The organism is Hamadaea tsunoensis DSM 44101, from assembly GCF_000428945.1.
In the GTDB taxonomy this organism is placed as follows: Bacteria; Actinomycetota; Actinomycetes; order Mycobacteriales; family Micromonosporaceae; genus Hamadaea; species Hamadaea tsunoensis.
This window is the reverse complement of record NZ_AUAX01000006.1, coordinates 353,460-376,170: the sequence shown is the minus strand read 5'-3', so window position 1 is coordinate 376,170 and position 22,711 is coordinate 353,460. Positions and strand designations below refer to the sequence as shown.

18 protein-coding genes and 1 riboswitch are annotated in these 22,711 nt (G+C 70.7%); of the genes, 8 read left to right on the top strand and 10 right to left on the bottom strand.

From position 1 onward, the window contains the following. Positions 1-5: 5 nt before the first annotated feature. The 3 genes from G401_RS45640 to G401_RS0114155 form a co-directional block, all read right to left on the bottom strand. A complete protein-coding gene (locus G401_RS45640) occupies positions 6-1,289 on the bottom strand; it encodes an MFS transporter (RefSeq protein WP_051366626.1) in 1,284 nt (427 codons plus the stop codon). Between the two features lie 65 nt (positions 1,290-1,354). After that, positions 1,355-2,617: an MFS transporter gene (locus tag G401_RS45635; protein ID WP_064741759.1), complete on the bottom strand. Its 1,263-nt coding sequence runs from the start codon at positions 2,615-2,617 to the stop codon at positions 1,355-1,357. A gap of 210 nt (positions 2,618-2,827) precedes the next feature. Beyond that, a complete protein-coding gene (locus G401_RS0114155; protein WP_245601709.1) occupies positions 2,828-3,463 on the bottom strand; it encodes an ArsR/SmtB family transcription factor in 636 nt (211 codons plus the stop codon). A gap of 156 nt (positions 3,464-3,619) precedes the next feature. Here G401_RS0114155 and G401_RS0114150 point away from each other — a divergent pair, with 156 nt between their 5' ends. Then, the gene (locus G401_RS0114150) at positions 3,620-5,632 is read left to right on the top strand and encodes a HelD family protein (RefSeq protein ID WP_027343013.1); all 2,013 of its coding nucleotides are present in this window, start codon (positions 3,620-3,622) and stop codon (positions 5,630-5,632) included. A gap of 65 nt (positions 5,633-5,697) precedes the next feature. Here the strand turns inward: G401_RS0114150 and G401_RS45630 are convergent, their stop codons facing one another. The 3 genes from G401_RS45630 to G401_RS0114135 are packed head-to-tail and all read right to left on the bottom strand — an operon-like array spanning position 5,698 to position 8,536. Then, positions 5,698-6,510, bottom strand: a complete 813-nt coding sequence (locus tag G401_RS45630) for an ABC transporter ATP-binding protein (protein ID WP_051366623.1) — start codon at positions 6,508-6,510, stop codon at positions 5,698-5,700. Between the two features lie 2 nt (positions 6,511-6,512). Continuing rightward, positions 6,513-7,544 (bottom strand): FecCD family ABC transporter permease, encoded by a 1,032-nt coding sequence (locus G401_RS0114140; protein WP_051366622.1) that lies wholly within the window; start codon positions 7,542-7,544, stop codon positions 6,513-6,515. Between the two features lie 59 nt (positions 7,545-7,603). Then, a complete protein-coding gene (locus G401_RS0114135; RefSeq protein WP_157545692.1) occupies positions 7,604-8,536 on the bottom strand; it encodes an ABC transporter substrate-binding protein in 933 nt (310 codons plus the stop codon). Between the two features lie 107 nt (positions 8,537-8,643). Continuing rightward, a riboswitch (cobalamin riboswitch) is annotated at positions 8,644-8,715 on the bottom strand. 198 nt (positions 8,716-8,913) lie between these two features. Between G401_RS0114135 and G401_RS0114130 the strand changes: the two genes are divergently transcribed. After that, on the top strand, positions 8,914-9,999 hold the full coding sequence (locus G401_RS0114130; RefSeq protein WP_027343010.1) for a class I SAM-dependent methyltransferase: 1,086 nt from the start codon (positions 8,914-8,916) through the stop codon (positions 9,997-9,999). Further along, entirely contained in the window at positions 9,953-10,912 is a 960-nt protein-coding gene (locus G401_RS0114125) for a hypothetical protein (RefSeq protein WP_027343009.1), read from the top strand. Before G401_RS0114130 ends, G401_RS0114125 begins: the two co-directional genes overlap by 47 nt. A 10-nt stretch (positions 10,913-10,922) precedes the next feature. Here G401_RS0114125 and G401_RS45625 read toward each other — a convergent pair whose 3' ends face one another. Both G401_RS45625 and mqnE read right to left on the bottom strand, forming a co-directional pair. Continuing rightward, complete coding sequence (locus tag G401_RS45625; protein WP_034591541.1) at positions 10,923-11,234, bottom strand: DUF4229 domain-containing protein; 312 nt, start codon at positions 11,232-11,234, stop codon at positions 10,923-10,925. Between the two features lie 9 nt (positions 11,235-11,243). Then, complete coding sequence (gene mqnE / locus G401_RS0114115) at positions 11,244-12,413, bottom strand: aminofutalosine synthase MqnE (RefSeq protein ID WP_027343008.1); 1,170 nt, start codon at positions 12,411-12,413, stop codon at positions 11,244-11,246. A 248-nt stretch (positions 12,414-12,661) separates the two neighbouring features. On the opposite strand from mqnE, the gene G401_RS45620 reads away from it, so the two are divergent. Beyond that, complete coding sequence (locus G401_RS45620) at positions 12,662-14,113, top strand: C40 family peptidase (RefSeq protein WP_051366621.1); 1,452 nt, start codon at positions 12,662-12,664, stop codon at positions 14,111-14,113. Here G401_RS45620 and G401_RS0114105 read toward each other — a convergent pair. Continuing rightward, a complete protein-coding gene (locus G401_RS0114105; protein WP_027343007.1) occupies positions 14,103-15,245 on the bottom strand; it encodes a MalY/PatB family protein in 1,143 nt (380 codons plus the stop codon). The genes G401_RS45620 and G401_RS0114105 overlap by 11 nt on opposite strands. Before the next feature lie 229 nt (positions 15,246-15,474). On the opposite strand from G401_RS0114105, the gene G401_RS45615 reads away from it, so the two are divergent. Then, the gene (locus G401_RS45615; protein ID WP_407636864.1) at positions 15,475-16,983 is read left to right on the top strand and encodes a DEAD/DEAH box helicase; all 1,509 of its coding nucleotides are present in this window, start codon (positions 15,475-15,477) and stop codon (positions 16,981-16,983) included. A gap of 254 nt (positions 16,984-17,237) precedes the next feature. Here the strand turns inward: G401_RS45615 and G401_RS0114095 are convergent, their stop codons facing one another. Continuing rightward, positions 17,238-18,899, bottom strand: coding sequence for a carboxypeptidase-like regulatory domain-containing protein (locus tag G401_RS0114095; protein WP_027343006.1), 1,662 nt, complete (start codon positions 18,897-18,899; stop codon positions 17,238-17,240). 498 nt (positions 18,900-19,397) lie between these two features. Here G401_RS0114095 and G401_RS0114085 point away from each other — a divergent pair, with 498 nt between their 5' ends. From G401_RS0114085 to purM, 3 genes are all read left to right on the top strand, one after another. Continuing rightward, positions 19,398-19,754 carry a sterol carrier family protein gene (locus tag G401_RS0114085; protein WP_027343005.1) on the top strand — a complete coding sequence of 119 codons (357 nt, stop codon included), beginning with the start codon at positions 19,398-19,400 and terminating at the stop codon, positions 19,752-19,754. Positions 19,755-19,948: 194 nt separating this feature from the next. Further along, a complete protein-coding gene (purF, locus tag G401_RS45610) occupies positions 19,949-21,481 on the top strand; it encodes an amidophosphoribosyltransferase (RefSeq protein WP_084557159.1) in 1,533 nt (510 codons plus the stop codon). Positions 21,482-21,533: 52 nt separating this feature from the next. Then, positions 21,534-22,679: a phosphoribosylformylglycinamidine cyclo-ligase gene (gene purM / locus G401_RS0114075; RefSeq protein ID WP_027343004.1), complete on the top strand. Its 1,146-nt coding sequence runs from the start codon at positions 21,534-21,536 to the stop codon at positions 22,677-22,679. The last annotated feature ends 32 nt before the right edge of the window (positions 22,680-22,711 follow it).

Sequence of the window (22,711 nt, the reverse complement as noted above, 5' to 3'; positions counted from 1 at the left end):
CGACGTTACTCCTGGGTCCGGGCCACCTTCTCGGTGATCAGGGGTTCCGTGACGCGCGCCGCCGGAATCGCGCCGGACGTGAGCAGCCGCGCCTGTGTGCGTACCCAGGGGAAGATGCCGGCGACGGTGAGTACGGCGACGATGCCGCAGATCAGGATGATCCGGCGCGGGCTGGCGTGCGAGGTGAGCGCGAGTCCGCTCGCGACATAGCCCGCGAGCAGCGCGCCCTGCACGGCGGCCTGCATGACCGCGGCGATGCGGCCGCGGACCTCGCCGGGCGAGCGGCGCGCGACCAGCGTCGTGACCAGGACGTTCGCGGCGCCGTTGAGGAGGCCGCCGATCAGCCAGATCGGCGCGAACCACAACGGCGTCTGCACCGCGGCCAGCAGCACGACGCCGCCGGAGGTGATCGCGAGGGTGAGGAACAGCCAGATCGCGAGCTTGCGGTCGGACGCCTTGCTGGCCACCCTGGCCTGGAACCACGCGCCCGCGACCATGCCGATCGGCCACATCGCCACCAGCAGGCCGTAGGTCTGCGCCGACGCCGCGAGGGTGTCGCGGACGAAGAACACCGCCACCACGTCCACGGCGCTGATCGCCGCCACCACCGCCGCGATGCCGATGAACACCACCTTCAGCAGCGGGTCCGTCGCCTCGCGCGGTGCCGCGGCGGCTGCCAGCTGATCGCTGTCGCGGTTGCCTCGCCGGGTACGCACAAGGAAGCCCGCGATGATCGTGGCCAGGAAGCCGACCGAGGCCCACCGGAGCGTCCCGGGCACCGATCCCGCGGCGTGGTACGCGAATCCCGCGACCGGCGGTCCGATCATCGAGCCGACGACCGCGGCCGACTGGTTGATCGCCCCGGCGTGCGGCAGATCCTCGTCGGTGACCATGACCGGCAGCAGCGCCTGGCGTACCGGCAGGCTGAGCGCGGTGCCGCAGTAGATCAGCGCCACGTACGCGATCCGCAGCGGGGTCGCCTGCGCCACGGAGAGCAGCAGGCATCCGGCGATCTGGATCGCGCCCGCGATCACCAGCAGCATCCGGGAGTCGAACCGGTCGGCGAGGCGTCCCGTCACCGGGGCCAGCGCCACGACCGGCAGGGATGCCGCGATGGTCACCCCCGCGACGGCGAGGCCGCCCGCACCGGCGTCCTGGAGAGCCAGGATCAGCGTGGTGAGGGCGGCGTACGCGCCGATGCCGGAGATCACCTGGGTGCTCGCCACGATCCAGACGTCCAGCCACGCGCTGGTGGGGACGGGAACCGCGGCGGCGCTGGGCGAAGACATGTTCGCGACCGTAGCGAAGTGGGCATGTCCAGCGAAAGGCGGTCGTTCAGTCGGGTACGCGATAGCTAGACAGTCACGGTCACCGGTTCGAGTGTCCCGGCCTCGGCCGTCGCGACGGGACGGCGGGATCGGCGTACGGCGGCACGGATCCACGGGGTGACGGCGATCACGGCCACGACACCGGCCACACCCCCGCCCGCGAGAACGGTACGCGGCGACCAGAACTCCAGCGCCACGCCGCCGACTGCGTACCCGAGCAGGGCCGCGCCCTGGACGGCGCCCATCATGCGGGCGGACAGCCGGCCCCGGGCGTGCTCCGGCGCGCGCCGGCCGAAGACGGTGAACACCTGCGTGTTCTCGGCACCGTTGAGCACGCCGCCGGCCAGCCAGATCGCGACCACCGGGGCGATGGTCGTCATCGTCGAACCCAGCACGACGAGCGCGCTGGTCGCCGCGAGGCAGACGAACGACCAGATGACGATCGCACCGTCGTCCTTGGCCCGGCCCAGCAGCCGCGCGGTGATCCAGGTGCCGCCGATCATGCCGACCGTCCACATGCTCGTGATCAACCCGTACGCGCCGCTCGACGCGCCCAGCGTGGACTTCACGAAGAACACGTCGACCACGTTGACGGCGGCCACCGCGCCGACCACCACCGCGAAGCCGACCGTCATGACCCGCAGCAGGCTGTCCAGGCGTACCTTGTCCGTCGCCGCGGCGACGTGTTCGGGCGTACGCGCCGCGCCGCCCCGGCGGGTCCGGTAGAGCAGGCCGGCGACGACGGTGCCGGCGAAGGCCACGGCCGCCCAGCGCAGCGTCGCCTGCGGGCCGAGCGCGCCCTGTGCGAATCCGGCCAGCGCGGGACCGGCGATGGTGCCGATCTGGCTGGCGGTCTGCGTCAGGCCGCTCGCCTTCGGCAGGTCCTCGCGGGTGACCATCGTCAGCAGCAGCGCCTGGCGGGTGGGCTGGACGACGGCCGTGCCGCAGCACAACAGGGTCAGCAGGAGGATCCTCGGCCCCAGCCCGTGTACGCCGGCCAGCGCGAGGCAGGCCCCGATCTGCAGCGCCCCGGCCACCAGCAGGATCAGCCGGGAGTCGAATCGGTCGGCGATCCGGCCGGTGACCGCGGCGAGCAGCACCACCGGGAGCGATTCGGCGATGATCAGCCCGGAGACGGCCAGGCCGCCCTGCCCCTCTTCCTGCATCGTCAGGATCAGGGTGGTCATGACCAGGAAGGTGCCGAGCCCGGTGACCGCTCCGGTCATCGCCGCGATCCAGACGTCCCGCCACACCGTCATGGGGTTGGCGACAGGAGATGTGAAAGACATGTTGTGAAAATAATGCTTCACATCTGGTCAGCGCAAGCCCCACTCCAAGATTCCAACCGCGAGCCCACCCCAAGATCCCGTTTGGATCAGGGAAATCACCCGAATCTTGGGCCATGATCACGTGCGAAAACCTGATCCAAACGGGATCTTGGGCACACGGGGGCCTAGAGCCCGGCGGCGGAGGGCCGGAGGGCGGGAGGATCGAGGGCGCTAAGGGATGGGGATGGCGCGGAGCTGCATCGACACGGAGCGGGCGCCCTCGGGAAGGTCGCCCGCCTCTTCGCGGCGGTAGCGCCGGTAGGGGCGCATCAGCTCGAAGATCTGATCGGTCAGCCCGCGCAGCTCCTCCGCGGTCATCACCAGCATCGTCTCGTTGAGGACCGCCGCGTCGAACCACTCCGTGGTGTCGTTGTCCGCGTTGTCCCGCCAAGCGCGCAGCCGTGCGTCGGCCCGGGCGAGGAAGGCGGTGATCAGCTGCGCCTCGGCCGCCTTCACCTCGGGGCCGGCATCCCGCTCGGCGGAGACCGTGAGGACGCGTTCGACCGGCGTCTGGTAGACCCGCTCCCGGCCGTCGCCGCGGCTCGGCGCGTCCTGGATGATCCCGGCCTTGGCCAGCGCGCGCAGGTGATAGCTGGTCGCGCTCGGGCTGAGCCCGACGATCTCGGCCGCCTCCGTCGCGGTGATCGCCTTGCCCGTACTCGTCAGGTGCTCCAAGATCGTCAACCGGGCGGGATGGGCCAGCGCCCGCATCACGCTCGGATCCGTGATCCGCGTCTGCGGCTGGGGCTGCGGCTCGGGCGCCGCGCTGGTCGCCGGGTCGGAAGTCCGCGGGGAAACACCTGTCACGCTGCGAATAATAGGTTGGGATCAGTCCCGCGTCCCACAGTAGGATGGTCCGCTCACCCTGCTGATGGCACTGCCGACACTGCCTGCCTGCGCGTACGCGCCGGGGCGGGCGGAGCGCCGGGCGGCCCGATCCGTCCCGCGGAGGACGTCGACGCCATGCCGAACGCTACGGAACCGACCCTCGACCATGAACTGTCCGCCGAGATCCGGCACCTGACCACCAGCCGCGCCGCCCTCCAGGCCATGCGCGAACACGTCCAGGACCTGTTCGCCACCGGCGCCAAGGTCGCCGGCGACCCCTTCTCGGCCGAAACCCTCGGGCGTACGCTCGCCCAGCGGGTCCGGGAACTCGCGGACAACCCGAACACACCGCTCTTCTTCGGCAAGCTGACCTTCGCCGGGGACGCCGCCGACTCCGAGAGCGCCGGACACGCGTTCCACATCGGACGGCGGCACGTGACCGACGCCGTCGGCGAGCCGCTCGTGCTCGACTGGCGAGCCCCGGTCTCCACCTCGTTCTACCGGGCCAGCGCGGCCGACCCGCAGGACATCGCCGTACGCCGCCGCTTCGGATTCCACGGCGGGGAGATCACCAGTTTCGAGGACGAGCGGCTGACCCGGGGCGAGGAACTGGGTACCAAGAGCGCCATCCTGACCGCCGAGATCGAGCGCCCCCGCGTCGGGCCGATGCGCGACATCGTCGCCACCATCCAGCCCGAACAGGACGAACTGGTACGCGCCGCGCTGGAGGAGTCGATCTGCGTACAGGGTGCGCCGGGTACCGGTAAGACGGCCGTCGGCCTGCACCGGGCGGCGTACCTGCTGTATCTGCACCGGGAGCGGCTACGCCGGGCGGGCGTGCTGATCCTCGGCCCGAACCGGGCGTTCCTGCGCTACATCGCGGCCGTCCTCCCGGCGCTGGGCGAGGTCGAGGTGGCACAGTCCACTGTCGACGACCTGATCGCCCGCGCCCCCGTACGCGCCGCCGACAGCCCCGCCGCCGAACGCCTGAAGCACGACGCGCGGCTGGCCGGCGTACTGCACAAGCTGTTGTGGCAGCGGGTGACCCGGCCGACCGAGTCGCTCGTGGTGCCGGACGACTCCTACCGGTGGCGGATCGACGCCGGCGTGCTGGCCCGGATCGTCGACGACGTACGCCGCGCCGAACCCCCGTACGCCCTCGGCCGCGAGCACGTCCGCGCCCGCGTGGTCGACCTGCTGCTGCGCCAGTCGGAGGCGCGCCGGGGCGATTCGCCGGGCGAGGCCTGGCGGCGCAGGATGACCAAGATCAAGCCGGTGACCGAGCTGATCGACGGCGTCTGGCCGGCCGTGACGCCCGAGGAGTTGCTGTTCGAGCTCTACTCCGATCCGGCGGCGTACTTCGACGAGGCGGAGGCCGCCCTGCTGGCCTGGCCCGGCAAGGCCCCCAAGACCGCCAAGTCCGCCCGCTGGACCGCCGCCGACCTGGTCCTCCTCGACGAGGCGGCCGGGCTGCTCGAACGCCCGGCCGGCTTCGGGCACATCGTCATCGACGAAGCCCAGGACCTGTCGCCGATGCAGGCGCGGGCGGTCGCGCGGCGATGCGTACACGGGTCGGTCACGCTTCTCGGCGACCTCGCCCAGGGGACGGCGCCGTGGGCGGCCGCGGACTGGCGGGACGTCCTCGGGCACCTGGGCAAGCCCGACGCCCGGGTGACGCCGCTGACCACGGGGTTCCGCGTACCGGAGCAGGTGGTGGAGCTGGCCAACCGGCTGCTGCCCGCCCTGGAGGTCGCCGTGCCGCCGGCGCGCTCGCTGCGGCCGGACGGCTCGCTGGCGATCCTGGCCTCAGCCGCCGACACCGATCTGATCGCGGCCGTCCGGGCGGCTCTCGCCGAACCCGGCTCGGTCGGCGTCATCTGCGCGGCGCCCGCGGTCGAGCGGGTCACCAAGGCGCTCGCCGACTTCACACCGACCACCCTGGAGGACGACGACCCGGACTCCCGGCTGCTCGTGGTCCCGGCGACGGCGGCGAAGGGCCTGGAGTACGACCACGTCGTGGTGGTCGAGCCGGCCGAGATCGTGGCGTCCGAGGAACGCGGTCTGCACCGCCTCTACGTGGTGCTCACCCGCGCGGTCACGTCGCTGACCGTCCTGCACGACCAGCCCCTCCCCGCCGCCCTCGCCTGACCCCCGCCGGGTCGCCGCCCGCCGCCCGCTCCAAGATCCGGTTTGGATCAGGTTTTCGCACGTGATCATGGCCCAAGATTCGGGTGATTTCCCTGATCCAAACCGGATCTTGGGCCGGGCCGGGCGGGGACGACCAGGGGGCCGTGGGCGCCGGGGAAGACGCGTACCGTCGCGCGGTAGTGGCGGCCGATGATCTCCTCGGTGAGCACCTCGGCCGGCGTACCCGCGGCGACCGTGCGGCCGCCGTCGAGGAGGACCAGGCGGTCGGCGTACTCGCCGGCGACCGCGAGGTCGTGCATCGTCGCGAGCACCGTCAGGCCGTCCGCCCGGCGCAGTTCGTCGACGAGTTCGAGCACCTCCTGCTGGTGGCCGATGTCCAGGGCGCTCGTCGGCTCGTCGAGCAGCAGCAGCGGCGCCTCCTGCGCGAGCGCCCGGGCGAGGAACACCCGCTGCCGCTCGCCGCCGGACAGCGTCGCCAGCGTGCGCCGCGCGAACCGCTCCAGATCGAGCCGGGTCAGGACCTCCGTGGTCACGGCCAGGTCCGCGGTCGATTCCCGGCCCAGGAAACCCATGTGCGGCGTACGCCCCAGCAGGACGTAGTCGAACACGGCCATCCCGGCGGGCACGACCGGGTTCTGGGCGACGCTCGCCACCCGCAGGGCCCGGTCGCGACGCCGGAGATCGTGCGCGCGTACGCCGTCCAGCTCCAGCACCCCGGTGAACGGCAGCTCGCCGCCGACCGCCCGGAGCAGGGTGGATTTCCCGGCGCCGTTGGGCCCGATGACGGTCACCCATTCCCCGGCCGGTACGACGAGGTCGACGCCGTCCACGATCCGGTGGCCGTCGATGTCCACTGTGAACTGTCCCAGCCGGAGCATCGTCACATCCTCGTCGACCGGGTGGTACGCAGCACCAGCACGAAGAACGGCGCGCCGAGGAACGCGGTGACCACCCCGATCGGCAGCTCCGACGGTGCCGCGGCGGTACGCGCGATCAGGTCGGCCAGGATCAGGAAGGCACCGCCGTAGAGCATCGACAGCGGCAGGATCGCCCGGTAGGACGGGCCGGCGATGAGGCGTACGACGTGCGGGACGATGATCCCGACGAATCCGATCAGGCCGGAGACCGCCACGGCGGCGGCGGTCGCCAGGCTCGCCGCGATCACCAGGATCAGCCGCGACCGGGCCGGATGCAGGCCGAGGGTGGCCGCCTCCGCGTCGCCGACGCTCAGCACGTCCAGCTCTCTGCGCAGCAGCAGCACGACCAGAGCGCTTCCGAACGCGTACGGGAGGATGAGGGTGACGTCGCCCCACCCGTCGGTGGCGAGCTGGCCCAGCAGCCACGAGTAGACCTCGCGGATGGTGTCCGAGTGGCGTTGCAGCAGGTAGGTCTGCACGGCCGCGAGGAAGCTGGAGATCGCGATGCCGGCCAGGATGAGCGTGCTCGTGGAGCGGTCGCGGCCGCCCGCCGCGCCGAGCAGGTAGGTGAGCGCCACGGCGGCGAGCGCGCCGCCGAAGGCGAAGAGCGGCACGCTGCCCCGTGCGTTCAGCGCGATCGCCACGGTCGCGCCGAGGCCCGCGCCCGCCGCGACGCCGAGCAGGTAGGGGTCGGCCAGCGAGTTGCGGAAGACGCCCTGGTAGCAGCCGCCCGCGAGGGCCAGCATCGAACCCACCAGCAGACCCAGCACCACCCGCGGCAGCCGCAGCTCGGTGATGATCGCGATCTCGCGCTCGTTCAACCCCGAATGCAGGTGTACGCCGGGAATCAGGTTCAGCAGTTCGGCGGCGACCCCGGCCGGCGGCAGGCCGACGGGGCCGAACGCGATACCGGCGATCACCGCGAGGAAGAGCACCGCGAAGCCGCCCGCCAGCCAGCGGGCGCGCAACCCGGCGGGCCGGGGCAGGTCGGTCATGCGGTCACCGATTCGGCAGGGCCGTGGCCGCCCGGGTGCGGCGGCCACGGCGGCGATGATCAGGCCGGGATCTTGTTCACGGCGTCGGCGATGGTCTGGGCGAGGTCGACCACGCGCGGTCCCCAGCGGGAGGCGATGTCGTCGTCCAGCGCCACGACCTGGCCCTTCGTCACGGCGGTCACGCTCGACCAGCCGGCCCGCGCCTTCACCGTGTCGGCGGACTGCTGGCAGCACTTCGCATCGGCCAGGAAGACCAGGTCGGGGTTGGCCTTGACCACCGACTCGGCGTTCAGCTGCGGGTACCCGCCCGCCTTGCCGTCGGCGTCCGCGGCGTCGGCCACGTTCTTCAGCCCGAGCATCGTGAAGATCGAGCCGATGAAGGTCTTCGAGGTCGCCGAGTACAGGTCGGGCGACAGCTCGTAGAAGTAGCTCAGCGGCTGCGTACGCGGTGTCACGCTCTTCACGATCGCGGTCAGCTTGGTCTGCATGTCGACGACCGCCTTCCCGGCCTCGTCGGCGTGCCCGGTCAGCGTGCCGAGATCACGCAGCTCGGCGTACGTGTCGTCGAGGGTGGCGGCGGCCGCGGTCCGGAACACCGGGATCTTCAGCGCGGTCAGCTGGTCGACGATCTTGTTCGTGTCGTCGGTCAGCACCACGAGGTCGGGGTTCTTCGCGGCGATCGCCTCGGCGTTCGGCTTGAACGCCGACAGGTCGGTCTTCGGCGCGTCGGCCGGGTAGTTCGACTGGTCGTCGACGGCCACGACCTGCTTGCCCGCGCCGATGGCGAACAGCATCTCGGTCGCGGTCGGCCCGAGCGAAACGATCTTCGTGGGCTGCTGGGCGAGGGTGAGCGACCCGACCGTCACCGGGTACGCCGCCGCGGCGGAACCCGCACTGGCGGAGGGGGACGGGGTGGCGGTCGACCCGCACGCCGCAACGCCGAGGGCGATGGCCGCCGCGGCGACCAGCCCGAGGGCACGTCTTCTGATCATGGGAGCCTCCTGTCGGTCGAGGGGTGAGACCGCCGACAGGACCCTGGTACGCCCGCCCGCGAGCCGCCCTTCCTCGAGAGCGTCGTTCGCGACCGCGGTCCAGGCGACCTGGCTCGCCCCGGCGCGGAAGTACGCGGACGGGGATCACAGTTGCGGGACAGCGCCGGATTCGCACCGGCTTCGCTGGCCACGGTCGCCGACACGGTATCGCACCCGGCCACCGTCTGTTCGGTGATACCGATCCGTGCGCCGCGGGCCACACCGTCATCCGATCGCGCGGCGTTTTACCGGGCGTTGCCCGCGACGACACGGAGTCGGTGCGTCCGGGGCGTAAGCTCGTCAGCCGTTGGTGCCTTCACCTCGTCGAGGAGGGCCTTGTGTCATCGCCGAACTTCGGGCACGAGCGGGCTCGCCGCTTCCAGCGCGCGCTGGAGGCGTACCCCCGGGCCCGCACGACCGAGTTGCTGCCGCTCCTGGCCGCCGCCCGGCCGGCGCGGCTCGGTGCGGGGACGGCCGTCGAGCTGGGTTCCGGCTCCGGCTACCTGACCCGCCTCCTCCAGGAGATGTACGCGACCGTCTACGCCGTCGAGAAGTCCGCCCAGATGCTCGAACGGCTCCCGGACGGGGCAGTCGCCGTGCAGGTGGACGGCCTGGTGACCGGGGTGGCTGAACTGCCGCCCGGCGTACGCCCCGACCTCGTCGTCTCCCTGGCCACGTTCCACCACATCGTGGAGCGGCACGCCGAGACGGGGAAGGTCGACGACGAGGCGTCCCGCGTACTGCAGGAGAACTCGGTCGCCGCCTGGGTCGACCGGCTGGCCGAGGGCGGCCGGTTCGTCCTGGTGGACGTCGGCCGCCGCGACGATCTCGACGACACCCGCGCGTACCTCACCCGCGCGGCCGAGCGGCTGTCCGCCGCCGACGGGCCGTCGATGGCGGCCGCCGACGTCGAGGCGCTGGACAAGGCACTGCCCGACTACGGGCTCCGGGCCACCCTGGACGTGCTCGGCCATCCGGACGGCGATCTGAGCCTGGCCGGACTCGCCCGCGCGTACGCCGACGCCGGCTATCCGCTCACCACGAACGGTCCGATCACGCACTTCGACGAGACGGTTCGGACTCACTCGATCGAGGGGCACGACGCCTACTTCTGGTCGGCCGGCGACCTCGCCGCGGGATTGGCCCGCGCCGGCCTTTCCGACGTCACGGTGACGACCCTTCCCACACCCTGGCTTTTCCTCGACAAGCTCGGCGCATATTGGTTCATCAATGAACTCTTCGGCCTGGACCTCGACCCCGAAGAGAGGAGGACGGGCCAGTCGGGCACCGCGATAATCGACCGCAATCTCACCATCCGGAGTGATGCGGATCACGCCATCGTGGACTGGCAGCTCCTCTATGCGACGGGTGTGAAACGTGGCCGACGGGGACGATCCGAAACTTCTGACAGCCCTCCTGCGTAGCCCGGTCACCTGGGGCGTGGCGCTGTCGCTGGTCCTGTCGTTCGTACCCGCGCTCAATCAGAGCAGCGACGACTTCCAGTTCGGCGTCATCATCGGGCTCAGCGGCCTGGCGGTGACCATCCTGGTCGATCAGCAACTGCGGCTGAACGCCCTGCGCCGCCAGATGGTCTCCGGAACCGAGCGCGCCGTACGCGACATCCGGGCGACCGTCACCGCCACCCTGCCGCTGTTGCAGGCGAGCCCCGACTTCCGCAGTTTCGCCGGTCAGGTCAGCGAGAACTGGCAGAAGATCGACGGCAAGCGCAGCCCCTTCCTGCACCGGATCCTGCAGGACCGCGTACGCGAATTCCTCGGCGACGTGACCAGCCTCGGATCCGGAGCGATCGAGATCGAGGCGACCAAGCCCTACAGCTTCCGGTCGGCCAGCCTGACGGAGTTCGCCGTCATGCTGATGGTCCACTCCGACGACCTCGGCTACTGGATGGAGGTACGCGGTCAGCGCTACCTGCGGCGCCAGCGCGACGCCATCGCGGCCGGCGAGCTGATCGTCGAACGGATCTTCGTGCTGGAGGACGAGGAGATCGACGAGGCCGAGGCGATCATCGCCGAGCAGTGCGCCGCCGGCATCTCCGTCAAGGTGGTACGCACCGACGAGCTGACCCCTGGCGAGCGGCGGGAACACGACATCGACCAGGGGGTGATCACCGACCGGCACGGCAGCAAGATGCTGATGCGCCCCATTCCGGAGCTGCGCCGGTCGGGCGGCCTGATGTCGGCCCGCCTCGAACGCCTCTCCTACCTGCCGGGCGAGATCCAGAAGGCGGAGCGGTCGATCTCGTTCCTGCGCCACCACGCGGTTCCGGTGAACCAGGTGTACCCGAACATCACCGGCTGCGACGGCGCTACCGACTGACCCGGCCCGGTCAGGCGGCCGGCTTGGAGCCGCCGGACTGCCCGGTGTCGTGGGACGAGTCCGTCGCGTCGTCGGGCTCGTCCTCGCCGGCCAGCGCCGAGCGCAGCTTCTTCTTCTCGGTCTTGCGGCGCTCGACGGCGTTCTGCAGTTGCAGCGAGTACTGCTCGCGCCAGCCGCGCAGCACGAACCAGCTCAGGGCCATGGAGACGATCAGCGCGATCACGAGCTTGAGGAACAGGCTGATCGGCAGCGGCAGCGTGACCAGGAACGCGGCGACGAACAGGCCGATGCGGCCGAGCGTGTATTTCAATGCGGGACTCACGCGAGCACCTTAAGCCCAGACCTGCTGCGGCTCGCGGCGGCGGTCCGCGGCCGTGACGGGCGCGTCGTATTCGCGCACGACCTGGTAGCGGGTGTTGCGCTCGACCGGCCGGAAGCCGCCGTCCCAGATGAGCTGGAGCAGGTCCTCCCGGTGCATGGTGTGCGGCGTCCCGTACGCGTCCGCGTCGTGCGTGATCTTGTACTCGACCACCGAGCCGTCCAGGTCGTCGGCGCCGAAGTTGAGCGACAGCTGGGCCAGCGACAGGCCGTGCATCACCCAGAAGCACTTGACGTGCTCGAAGTTGTCCAGCATCAGCCGGGAGACGGCGAACGTCTTCAGCGACTCGGCCGGCGAGGCCATCGTCGTCTGGGCCTGGATGCGGTTGCGGACGATGCCGTCCGCGCTGTCGTGGAAGTCGTGCTGGTAGCGCAGCGGAATGAAGACCGCGAAGCCGCCCGTCTCGTCCTGCAGCTCACGCAGCCGCATGACGTGGTCGACGCGGTGCCGCGGCTCCTCGATGTGCCCGTAGAGCATCGTCGACGGCGTACGCAGGCCCTTGCTGTGGGCGAGGCGGTGGATGCGCGACCAGTCCTCCCAGTGGCAGGCGTGGTCGACGATCTTCTGCCGGACCTCCCAGTCGAAGATCTCGGCGCCGCCGCCGGTCAGCGAGTCGAGGCCGGCGTCGATCAGCTCGTCGAGGATCTCGTCGGCGGACAGTCCGGAGATCTTCTCGAACCACTGCACCTCGGTCGCGGTGAAGCACTTCAGCGAGACGCCGGGCAGGGCCTCCTTGAGGGCCCGCAGGACGCGCGGGTAGTACTTCCACGGCAGCGTCGGGTGCAGGCCGTTGACGATGTGCAACTCGGTGAGCTGCTCGTCCTTCATCTCCAGGGCCTTCTCGACGGCCTGCTCGACCCGCATCGTGTAGGCGTCCTTCTCCCCCGGCTTGCGCTGGAAGGAGCAGTACGCGCAGCTCGCGGAGCACACGTTGGTGAGATTGAGGTGCCGGTTGACGTTGAACATCACCCGGTCGCCGTTCTTCTCCGTCCGCACGTGGTGGGCGAGGCGGCCGAGCCAGGCCAGATCGTCGGTCGCGTAGAGAGCCTCGCCGTCGGCACGGGTCAGCCGCTCGCCGGCGTAGACCTTCTCTTCCAGCTCACGCTTGAGTCCCGCGTCCATCAGCCGTGCCTCCGATCATCTGCGCATCCCTGGCGAGCGTACCCGCCGGGCCGCGGCGCCCGGCGATCGCGTACACCGGGCCGTCCGTGGGGGTTGCGCGGCAGCGGAGCCGACCGCAAGATCACGTTGAGCTGTTTGACATCCATCCGCCACCTCGCGCCTGTCGACTTTCGCCAGCGCGTGCGATATGAACGAATACGGCGCCCGTCCAACCGGGACGGCGGCGCGCGGACCGGGGGAGACGGAACATGACGCGACGTGGCGTTGGCGCCGCGCGACTGTCGGCACTGCTGACGGCCGCGATCGTGAGCGGGGTCGCCGGACCGGCCCACGCCGACCCGGCCAGCACCCTGACCGCGCCGGCGGCCGTCCCCGATGCGGGTGCCCGGCCCGTCCCCGACGGCAACCTGGCCATGCCGCTCGGCGTACCGGCGGCCGGTTCGACCGGCACCGGCCTGCAGGCGCTGACCGCGCAGCTCAACACCGCCCAGAACGAGGTCATGCTGCTGGGCGAGCAGTTGAACGAGTTGCGGCAGAACGTCACCGCGGCGCAGAACGAGGTCGTCTACGCGCAGTACGCGTACTACGAGTCGCAGGCCCGGCTGGACAAGGCCAAGCAGGCCCTCGCCGACGCGGCCTCCTCCGTCTACGAACAGTCGGCCGGCCTGCCCGACTTCGGGCTGAGCGGCCTGCACCCCAACGCGTCCGACCCGGTCCACAACAGTGCCGGGGCGGCCCACGCGCTCGCGATCGCGCAGGACGACTTCAACCGCAAGCGCGACGCGTACGACCTGGCGGTGGCGACGCAGAACGACAAGCGTACGCAGTTCGCCAACACCGAGGTCATCTACAAGCAGCGCGACGCGGCCCTCACCGAGCTGAAGAAGCGCAACGCCACCCAGGTCGCCCTGATCCTCCAGCAGGAGGAGCAGCACGACCAGCAGATCGGCAGCCAGTACCTCAACACGGACGCCCTGCAGGGCATGAAGGCCGACCCGCGCGCGATCTCGGCCGTCCGCTTCGCCCTCAACCAGCTCGGCAAGTCCTATGTGTGGGGTGACGAGGGGCCGGACCACTACGACTGCTCCGGCCTGGTCTGGGCGGCGTACCGGTCGGTGGGCCAGTCGCTGCCGCGGGTCAGCCGCGACCAGTTCCAGGGCACGAAGTCGGCGCTCGTCTCGCGGTACGCGTTGCTCCCCGGCGACCTGCTGTTCTTCTCGTCCAGCCCGTACGACGAGGACACCATCCACCACGTCGGCATCTACCTCGGCGACGGCAAGATGGTGCACTCGCCCACGACGGGCGACGTCGTCAAGGTCTCCACCGTCTGGTGGTCGCACTTCTACGCGGCGACCCGGGTGTTCCCGGCCATCCAGGTGCCCACCTCGTCGGCGAGCCCGACGGCGACCGCCACTCCGACGCCCACGCCGTCCTCGACCGGCAGCCCCGCGCCGCACCCGACCGGGTCGACCCGGCCCGACCCCAGCCGCAGTACGCGGCCGTCCAGCAGCTCGAGCCCGTCCGGCTCGCCGTCGCCGGACGACTCGTCGAGCCCGTCGGCGGCGTCGTCACCCGACGCGGGTTCCACGGCCGGTGCGAGCGCCACGGCGGCCGCCGAGAGCCGCAGCGCCAGCCCTGCCGCGGCTACTCAGACGACCACCCCGGACGCCGTCGAGCCGGAGGTCACGGTCACCCCCTGAGGGCCGCCGCCATCCGGCGTACGCCCTCGGTGAGCAGTTCGGGGGACGTGGCGTAGTTCAGGCGTACGTGGCCCGCGCCGCCGCCGCCGAAGACCGGGCCGCGGACGAACGCGACCCGGCCGTGCTCCAGGAAGAAGTCGGCCGGCTCGCCTTCGATGCCGAGATCCCGACAGTCCAGCCAGGACAGATAGGTGCCCTCGGGCGGGATGAGGCGTACGGCCGGCAGGTGCTCGGCCAGCAGGGCCTGGAGCAGCGCACGGTTCTCGGCCAGGCCCGCGAGCAGCTCGTCGAGCCACGCCCCGCCTTCACGCAGGGCCGCCACGTGCGCGATCACTCCACTGTGGCTCGGCCCGTGGCTCACCAGTTCCGGCACGCGCCGCAGGTCCGCGACCGCGTCCCGGCCCGCGATCAGCTGCGCCGCCTTGAACCCGGCCAGGTTCCACGCCTTCGACGCCGACATCAGCACGAGCCCGAGCGGGTCGACCTGCGCGTACGGCGTGAACACCGCCCCGGGCAGCACCAGCGGCGCGTGGATCTCATCGGCCACGACGCGTACGCCCCAGCCCCGCGCCAGTTCCGCGACCTGCTCGAGTTCCGTACGCGTCGGCACCGTCCCCGTGGGATTGTGCGGATTGCACAGCAGGTACGCGCACCGCCGTCCCCCGGATCGGCCGTGCTTGAACGCCGCTTCCAGGACCGCGAAGTCGATGCGGCCGTCCGGGCCGAGCGGTGCCCGGACGATGTGCCGCCCGGCGTGCTCGGTGAAGTCGTAGAACGGCGCGTAGACGGGCGGGTTGAGGACGACGGCGTCACCCGGATCGGTGACCAGGCGCAACGCCTCGGTGATCCCGGTCATGACGTCGGCGACGGACGTCTGCTGATCCGGCGCGAGATCCCAGTCCCACCGCCGGCCGGCGAACTCGGCCAGCGCCTCCGCGTACGCGGTTCCGTGCGGATAACCGGTGTCACTGCTCCGTACGGCGGCCACGATCGCGTCCTGGACAGGTTCGGCGATGCGTACGTCCATCTCGGCGACGAACATCGGCAACACGTCGGGCGGATACTCCCGCCACTTCACGCTGGTACGCTCGCGTAGTTCGTTCAGGGGTACTCCGAGCAGCGGATTGCTCATGAACGGATCATGTCACGCCCGTGAAGTACGCGAAATGGACGTGAGGCGCCCCACTCATGGGTGGGGATTCGGACATGTGGTGACGGGGAACGCGTACACTGTCATGTGAGCGTGCCCCAGATGGGCACGCGTTTTCTGTGCGTGTTCCTGCGAAGAGAGTGCTGGCGGCCAAAAGAGCCGCGCTGACGCGGGGATGCATAGGCACCTGCGTTATCGAGGAGCACTTTACTTGTCCAGCTTTGCTGACCCGAACACGTTCCCGTCCGTCTTCGACTCGGCCGCCGAGGCGAACCCGGCCCTGGCCGACACGGCCGCGGTCGACACGATCCCGGCCGACGCCGCGGAGACGGCCACCGAGACCTCCCCTTCCTTCGCCGACCTGGGCCTGCCGCGCAAGCTGGTACGCGCCCTGGCCCGCGAGGGCATCACCCATCCCTTCGAGATCCAGGCCGCGACCGTCCCCGACGCCCTCGCCGGGCGCGACGTGCTCGGTCGTGGCCAGACCGGCTCCGGCAAGACGCTCGCCTTCGGGCTGCCGGCGCTGGCCCGGGTAGCCGCGAGCGGCAAGGCCCGCCCGCGCCACCCGAAGGCGCTCATCATGGTCCCCACGCGTGAGCTGGCCATGCAGGTCGCCGACGCGCTCCGGCCGCTCGGCAAGGAGCTCGGCGTCTTCCTGGCCACCGCCGTCGGCGGGGTGCCCTACGACCGGCAGATCTCCGGCCTGGAGCGCGGCCTCGACATCCTGATCGCGACGCCGGGCCGGCTCGGCGACCTGATCAACCGGGGCGCCTGCTCGCTCGACGAGGTCGAGATCTCGATCCTCGACGAGGCCGACCAGATGGCCGACATGGGCTTCCTGCCCGATGTCACCGAGTTGCTCGACAAGACGCCCAGGACCGCGCAGCGGCTGCTGTTCTCGGCCACGCTCGACAACGACGTGGACACGCTGGTCCAGCGGTTCATGAAGGACCCGGTCACGCACTCGACCCAGCCCGCCGCGGCGTCGGTCACCACCATGGACCACCTGATGCTGATGATCCCGCCGACCGAGAAGTTCAAGGTCGTGGCGTCGATCGCGGCCCGTGACGGCCGGACCATGCTGTTCGCGCGTACGCAGGCGGCCGTCGACCGGCTCGTCGACCAGCTGCGCGAGGTCGGCGTACGCGCCGGTGGCCTGCACGGCGGCAAGAGCCAGGCGGTCCGCACGCGTACGCTCGCCGAGTTCAAGGAGGGCCGCACGGCCGTCCTGGTCGCCACCGACGTCGCCGCCCGCGGCATCCACGTCGACGGCGTCTCGCTCGTCGTGCACGTGGACCCGCCGAAGGACCCCAAGGACTATCTGCACCGGGCGGGCCGGACGGCTCGCGCGGGCGAGTCCGGGGCCGTCGCCACGCTGGTCCTGCCCAAGCAGCGCCGCAGTACGCAGCAGATGCTGACCAAGGCCGGCGTGACCGACGCGGGCGAGCACCGCGTACGCGCCGGCGACGCCCGGTTGACCGAGTTGACTGGGGCGAAGGAGCCGAGCGGCGTACCGGTGAAGGACGAGCCGAGGCCGGCGCCCGCCGCCCGCCGCGACCGCCCGCGCCGGTTCGACGGCGACCGCCGCCCCGACACCGGTGAGCGCCGCTTCGGCGACCGTGACCGCGCACCGCGCCGCCACTTCGACGACCGGCCGCGCCGGTTCGCCGACGGCCAGCGGCACCGTGAAGACCGTCCGAAGCGGTTCGCCGACCGCTGATCCGACACGGAAAGGGCCCCCTCCACCGGAGGGGGCCCTTTCTTGTGCCCTGCTTCTCATGCCTCTGCACGGCAGTAGGCGCCTCTTCCCCGCATACCCCTTGTACGCGTAGCGGGCGCCGGCGGTGTCCGAGGGCATCTCCTGGATAGGGCGAGTCGCGCGGCCGTCGGGGAACCTACGGCGTCATCGCGCCGGCCCAGCCGGGCAAAAAACATCGGGCCCGGGAAGACCCGGGCCCGATGGTGTGGAAGTACTCAGTCGTCGAGCCAGTCGAGCCGGCGGTCCGAGCGGCGCGACTGATCGTCGTAGCCGCCGCCCTGCTGCCCGTTCTGCTGGCCGTAGCCCTGCTCGTAGCGCTGGGTCGGCTCGTAGCCGTTGGCCTGGCCCTGGGCGCCGTAGCCTCCCTGGTCGGCGTAGCCGCCCTGGCCGCTCTGAGCGCCCTGCTGGCCGTACTGGTCGTAACCGTTGCTCTGGCCGTAACCACTCTGACCGGCGGCGCCGTAACCGCCCTGAGCGCTCTGCTGGCCGTACTGGTCGTCGCCGTTGGCCTGGCCGCCGTAGCCGGCCTGAGCGCCCTGCTGGCCGTACTGGTCGTAGCCGTTGCTCTGGCCGTAACCACTCTGACCGGCGGCGCCGTAACCGCCCTGAGCGCTCTGCTGGCCGTACTGGTCGTAGCCGTTGGCCTGGCCGCCGTAGCCGGCCTGATCGGCGTAACCGCCCTGCTGCTGGCCGTAGCCCGCCTGGCCGGCGCCCGGCTGCTGGCCGTTGTAGCGCTGCGTGGGGTCTTCGTATCCGCCGTAGCCCGAGCCGGACGACTGCCCCGGCCCGTACGCGCTCGACGTCGGCGCGGCCGGCGAACCGTAGCCGCCGCCCTGGCCGTAGCCGGGCTGAGCACCCTGCTGGCCGTAGCCCGGCTGCCCGTACGCGCTGGACGTGGGGGCGGCCGGCGAACCGTAGCCGGAGCCGGCGACCGGCGAGCCGTAGGAGCCACCGCCCGGCGACCCGTAGGCGCCGCCGGTGCCCGAAGCGGGCTGGTAACCGCCGGCCGCGGGGGAGTAGCCGCCGCCGGCGTTGTTGTAGGTCGTGGGCTGGGCGTCCTGGCCGTAGCCGGTCCAGCCGCCCTGCTGCGGCGGCCGGCCGTAGTCGGCGGCGCGCTGCACGGTGGTGGGCGCGTCCGGGACCCGGGCGACCATCGTCGGATCCGCCGACGGCCGCGCGCCGTAGTAACCGCTGGTCGTACGCGACTGTGCCGGGCGGCGGACGGGCTCGTCGTCCTCGTCCTCGTCCTCATCGTCGTCGCCCTTGCGGCGCATCAGGATCAGCACGATCGCACCGATACCCAGCAGCACGAGTACGCCGCCGATGATGATCATCATCCAGGACAGGCCGCCGCCGCTGCTGTCGGACGAGTTCGCGCTGGTGTCGTCGACCTGGCCACCCGCGGCGGCCGTGTCGGTGGCACCCGCGGACGGCTCGTCGGTCGCGGCCGCGGCGTTGGGGTCGACGCTCTCCGCCGTGCTCGGCTCGGTCGTCGGTGCGGCCGAAGCGGAAGCCGAGATCGGTACGAGCGCGAAGCTCACGTCGGTCTTCGACTGGCCGGCGGCGAGGGTGATGCTCTTGGTGCCCGGCTTGTTGTAGCCGTCCTTCTGCTCGATGCCGATGTATATGGTCCCTGCAACGATCGGCTTGTCGTTGGTGCTCGTGAAGGAGAACTTGCCACCGGAGTCGGTCGTCGCGCTGTACTGATGCTTGGGCTGAGCGCCGTCGACGAGGGCTACCAGCACCCCCGACATCTTCGTGCCGGTCGCGGAGTCCTTGACCGTTCCGGCGATCGTCCCGATCGTCGTCGGCTGAGGGGCGGTGACGGTGATGGTCAGGCTGGCGGTACCGGAATTGCTGCCGTCACTGACCGTCACGTTGCCCGTTGACTGACCGACAGGCGCATTGGAGGCCACAGTGATCTTGATGCTCGGCGTTGCCGTGGCACCGGCGGCGATGGGGAAAGTGTTACCGCAGCCCTCGGTGCATGAGATACCGGCAGGGAACGAGCTCAGGGTGACCTGCGCACCGGAGATGTCCGCACCGCTCGTGTTCTTCACGGTGACCGTGACGGACTTGGGCTGAGCGCCTTGCTGGGCGGAGAAGCCGGAGGCTGAAACATCTAGGCCTGCTGCGAGTGCTGGGGCGCCGACTGCAACCACCGCACCGAGCGCGAGGCTTGCGATCACACCCGCACGCAGCAGAAAGGCTCGTCGTCGGTGTGCTGTCACGTTTCCATCCGCCCTTTCGCCTGACTCACCCACACGGCCGTCGCCTTTGTGAATGCACCGCTCGCAACTATGCCTTGTTGTCAGTGCGTTCCGCGACCCAGGGGGCGGGCCAATCGTGTCGTACGCGAGACGTATCGTCCAGTCATGTCCGGACCGAGTGATAAATCCCAGGCACTGCTCACGGCCTTGGCAGACATCGATGACGGGCGGCAACCCGAGCGGGCCACCATAAGGGACGCCGTCCGGTCAATCCTTGCCACCCTGGCGGCTCGCTATCCCGGCCGTTCGGTGGAGGTGCGCTGCCCTCCGTTCGGCGCTGTTCAATGTATCGACGGCCCCCGCCACACCCGCGGTACACCGCCCAATGTGGTCGAGCTGGACGGCATCACATTGCTGCGGGTCGCATCCGGACGGTTGCCCTGGGCGGAGGCGGTGGCGGACGGCCGGATCAGAGCGTCCGGCATCCGGGCGGACTTATCAACCTTCCTGCCGATTGTGTAACTTCTTGGGGCTTTTCCCGATCTTTGTCTTCTGCGACAATCACTAGGTCGCGATTGACGTCGCGATATAACGGAAAGCGCCCACAAGGTGGCTATCCGTTAGCGGCTTGGTTTCGCGTACACTGTCACCGCGAGGCGGAAGCAGTCCTCCTTCTTGAGCGAGAACGCAAGCAACCGCAGGTGAGGAGCAGCAGGGTGCCCCGAGGCGACGGCCGGTTGAGCCACGAACTCGACCCCTACCGGCCCGGCCCCCAAGACGCGTGTGGCGTCTTCGGAGTCTGGGCTCCCGGCGAGGAAGTGGCGAAGCTCACCTACTTCGGCCTCTACGCCCTGCAGCACAGGGGCCAGGAGGCGGCCGGCATCGCGGTCAGCGACGGCACCGGCGTCGTGGTCTACAAGGATCTCGGCCTGGTGGCCCAGGTGTTCGACGAGCCGACGCTCGCGAGCCTGCGCGGGCACATCGCCATCGGCCACGCCCGGTACTCCACCACCGGCGGTTCGACGTGGGAAAACGCCCAGCCGACCATCAAAGCGACAAGCCTGGGCACCACGGTCGCCCTGGCTCACAACGGAAACCTGGTCAACTCGGCCGACCTCGCCGACCGCATCCGGGCGCTCGGTCTGGACGTCGACGGCGCGACCAGTGACACCGCCCTGGTGACGACGCTGCTCGCGGCCACGCCCGACCTCACCGTCGAGGCGGCCGCCCTGCAGGTGCTGCCGACCGTCAAGGGCGCCTTCAGCTTCGTGTTCATGGACGAGAACACGCTCTACGCGGCCCGCGATCCGCACGGCGTACGGCCGCTGGTGCTCGGCCGGCTCGAGCGGGGCTGGGTCGTCGCGAGCGAGGCCGCCGCCCTGGACATCGTCGGCGCCAGCGTCGTCCGCGAGGTCGAGCCCGGCGAGCTGCTCGCCATCGACGAGAACGGCCTGCGGTCGTCGCGGTTCGCCAGCCCCGAACCCAAGGGCTGCCTGTTCGAGTACGTCTACCTGGCCCGGCCCGACGCCACGATCTCCGGCCGCAACGTCTACGCGGCGCGTACCGAGATCGGGCGGCAGCTGGCCAAGGAGCATCCGGTCGAGGCCGACCTGGTCATCCCCAGCCCCGAATCCGGTACGCCGGCCGCCATCGGCTTCGCCGAGCAGTCCGGCATCCCCTACGGCATGGGCCTGGTGAAGAACGCGTACGTGGGGCGTACCTTCATCCAGCCCTCGCAGACCATCCGCCAGCTGGGCATCCGGCTCAAGCTGAATCCCCTGCGCGACGTGATCCGGGGCAAGCGGATCATCGTCGTCGACGACTCCATCGTGCGCGGCAACACCCAGCGGGCCATCGTCCGCATGCTGCGCGAGGCCGGTGCGCTCGAGGTGCACGTGCGCATCTCCTCCCCACCCGTGAAGTGGCCGTGCTTCTACGGCATCGACTTCGCAGACCGGGCCGAGCTGCTCGCCAACGGCCTGGACAACGAGGGCATCCGCCGCGCCATCGGAGCGGACTCCCTCGGATACGTGTCGCTGAACGGTCTCATCGCCGCGACGGAGCAGCCGGCGACCCGGCTGTGCCGCGCCTGTTTCGACGGCCAGTACCCGATCGACCTTCCGGCCGGCGATCTGATCGGCAAGCACGTGCTCGAGTCCGTCGGCCGGCGGGTCGACGCGCGCGAGCACCGGGACGGTGGGGACGTCCCGGCTGAGGGCCCGGCGGCCCTGGAACGCGCCGGAGCCTGAACACGCGTCTGCATGCGGACAGCCGCGTTGATCAACAAAGGGGAGTAGCACCGTGACGCACGTAGCCGAGCGCCCTGCCACCGAAGGCGCGGGCGACCGTCAACTCTGGACGGCCAAGGCGGACGAGGCCGGAAACGGCCGCAAGCGCACCGCGACGTACGCCGATGCGGGCGTATCGATCCACGCCGGCGATCAGGCCGTCGAGCTGCTGAAGGACAAGGTTCAGCGGACCCACCGGCCGGAGGTCATCGGCGGACTGGGCGGCTTCTCGGGCCTGTTCCGGCTCGACGTCACGAAGTACAAGAAGCCGGTACTCGCGTCGTCCACCGACGGCGTCGGCACCAAGCTCGTCATCGCGCAACAGATGGACATCCACGACACGGTCGGCATCGACCTGGTGGCGATGGTCGTCGACGACCTGGTCGCCTGCGGTGCCGAGCCGCTGTTCCTGCTGGACTACATCGCCTGCGGCGAGGTCGTTCCGGACCGGGTCGCCGAGATCGGCGCCGGTATCGCCGACGGCTGCCGCACGGCCGGCTGCGCCCTGCTCGGCGGCGAGACCGCGGAGCACCCCGGCGTCATGAAGCCGCACGAGTACGACCTGTCCGCCAACGGCGTCGGCGTCGTGGAGGAGGACGAGATCCTCAGCCGCGAACGCGTACAGCTGGGCGACGTCGTCATCGCCATGCGCTCGTCCGGGCTGCACTCCAACGGCTACTCGCTGGTCCGCCACGTCCTGATGGGCCAGGGCCGGCTGCGGCTCGGCACGGTCGTCGAGGACCTCGGCGTCAACCACACGCTGGGCGAGGAGCTGCTCACCCCCACGAAGATCTACGCGCGGGACTGCCTGACGCTGATCGCCGAGTGCGAGGTGCACGCGCTGGCCCACGTGACCGGCGGCGGCATCCCCGGCAACCTCAACCGCGTCCTGCCTGACACGATGGATGCCATTGTGGACCGTTCCACCTGGCGCCCGCAGCCCATCTTCGACCTGGTGCAGCGCAAGGGCCGCATCGACGAGCCGGAGATGGAAGCCACCTTCAACATGGGCGTCGGGATGTTCGCCGTGGTCGCCGCGCAGGATGCGGACCGGTCGCTCGCCCTGCTCACGGCGCGTGGCGTCGAGTCCTGGGCGGTCGGCGAGGTCGTCGAGGGCCAGGGCGACGTACGCATGCTCGGGGCCTACACGCGCGGCTGAGGATGACGGCGAGATGTCCTCGCCGTCCTCGC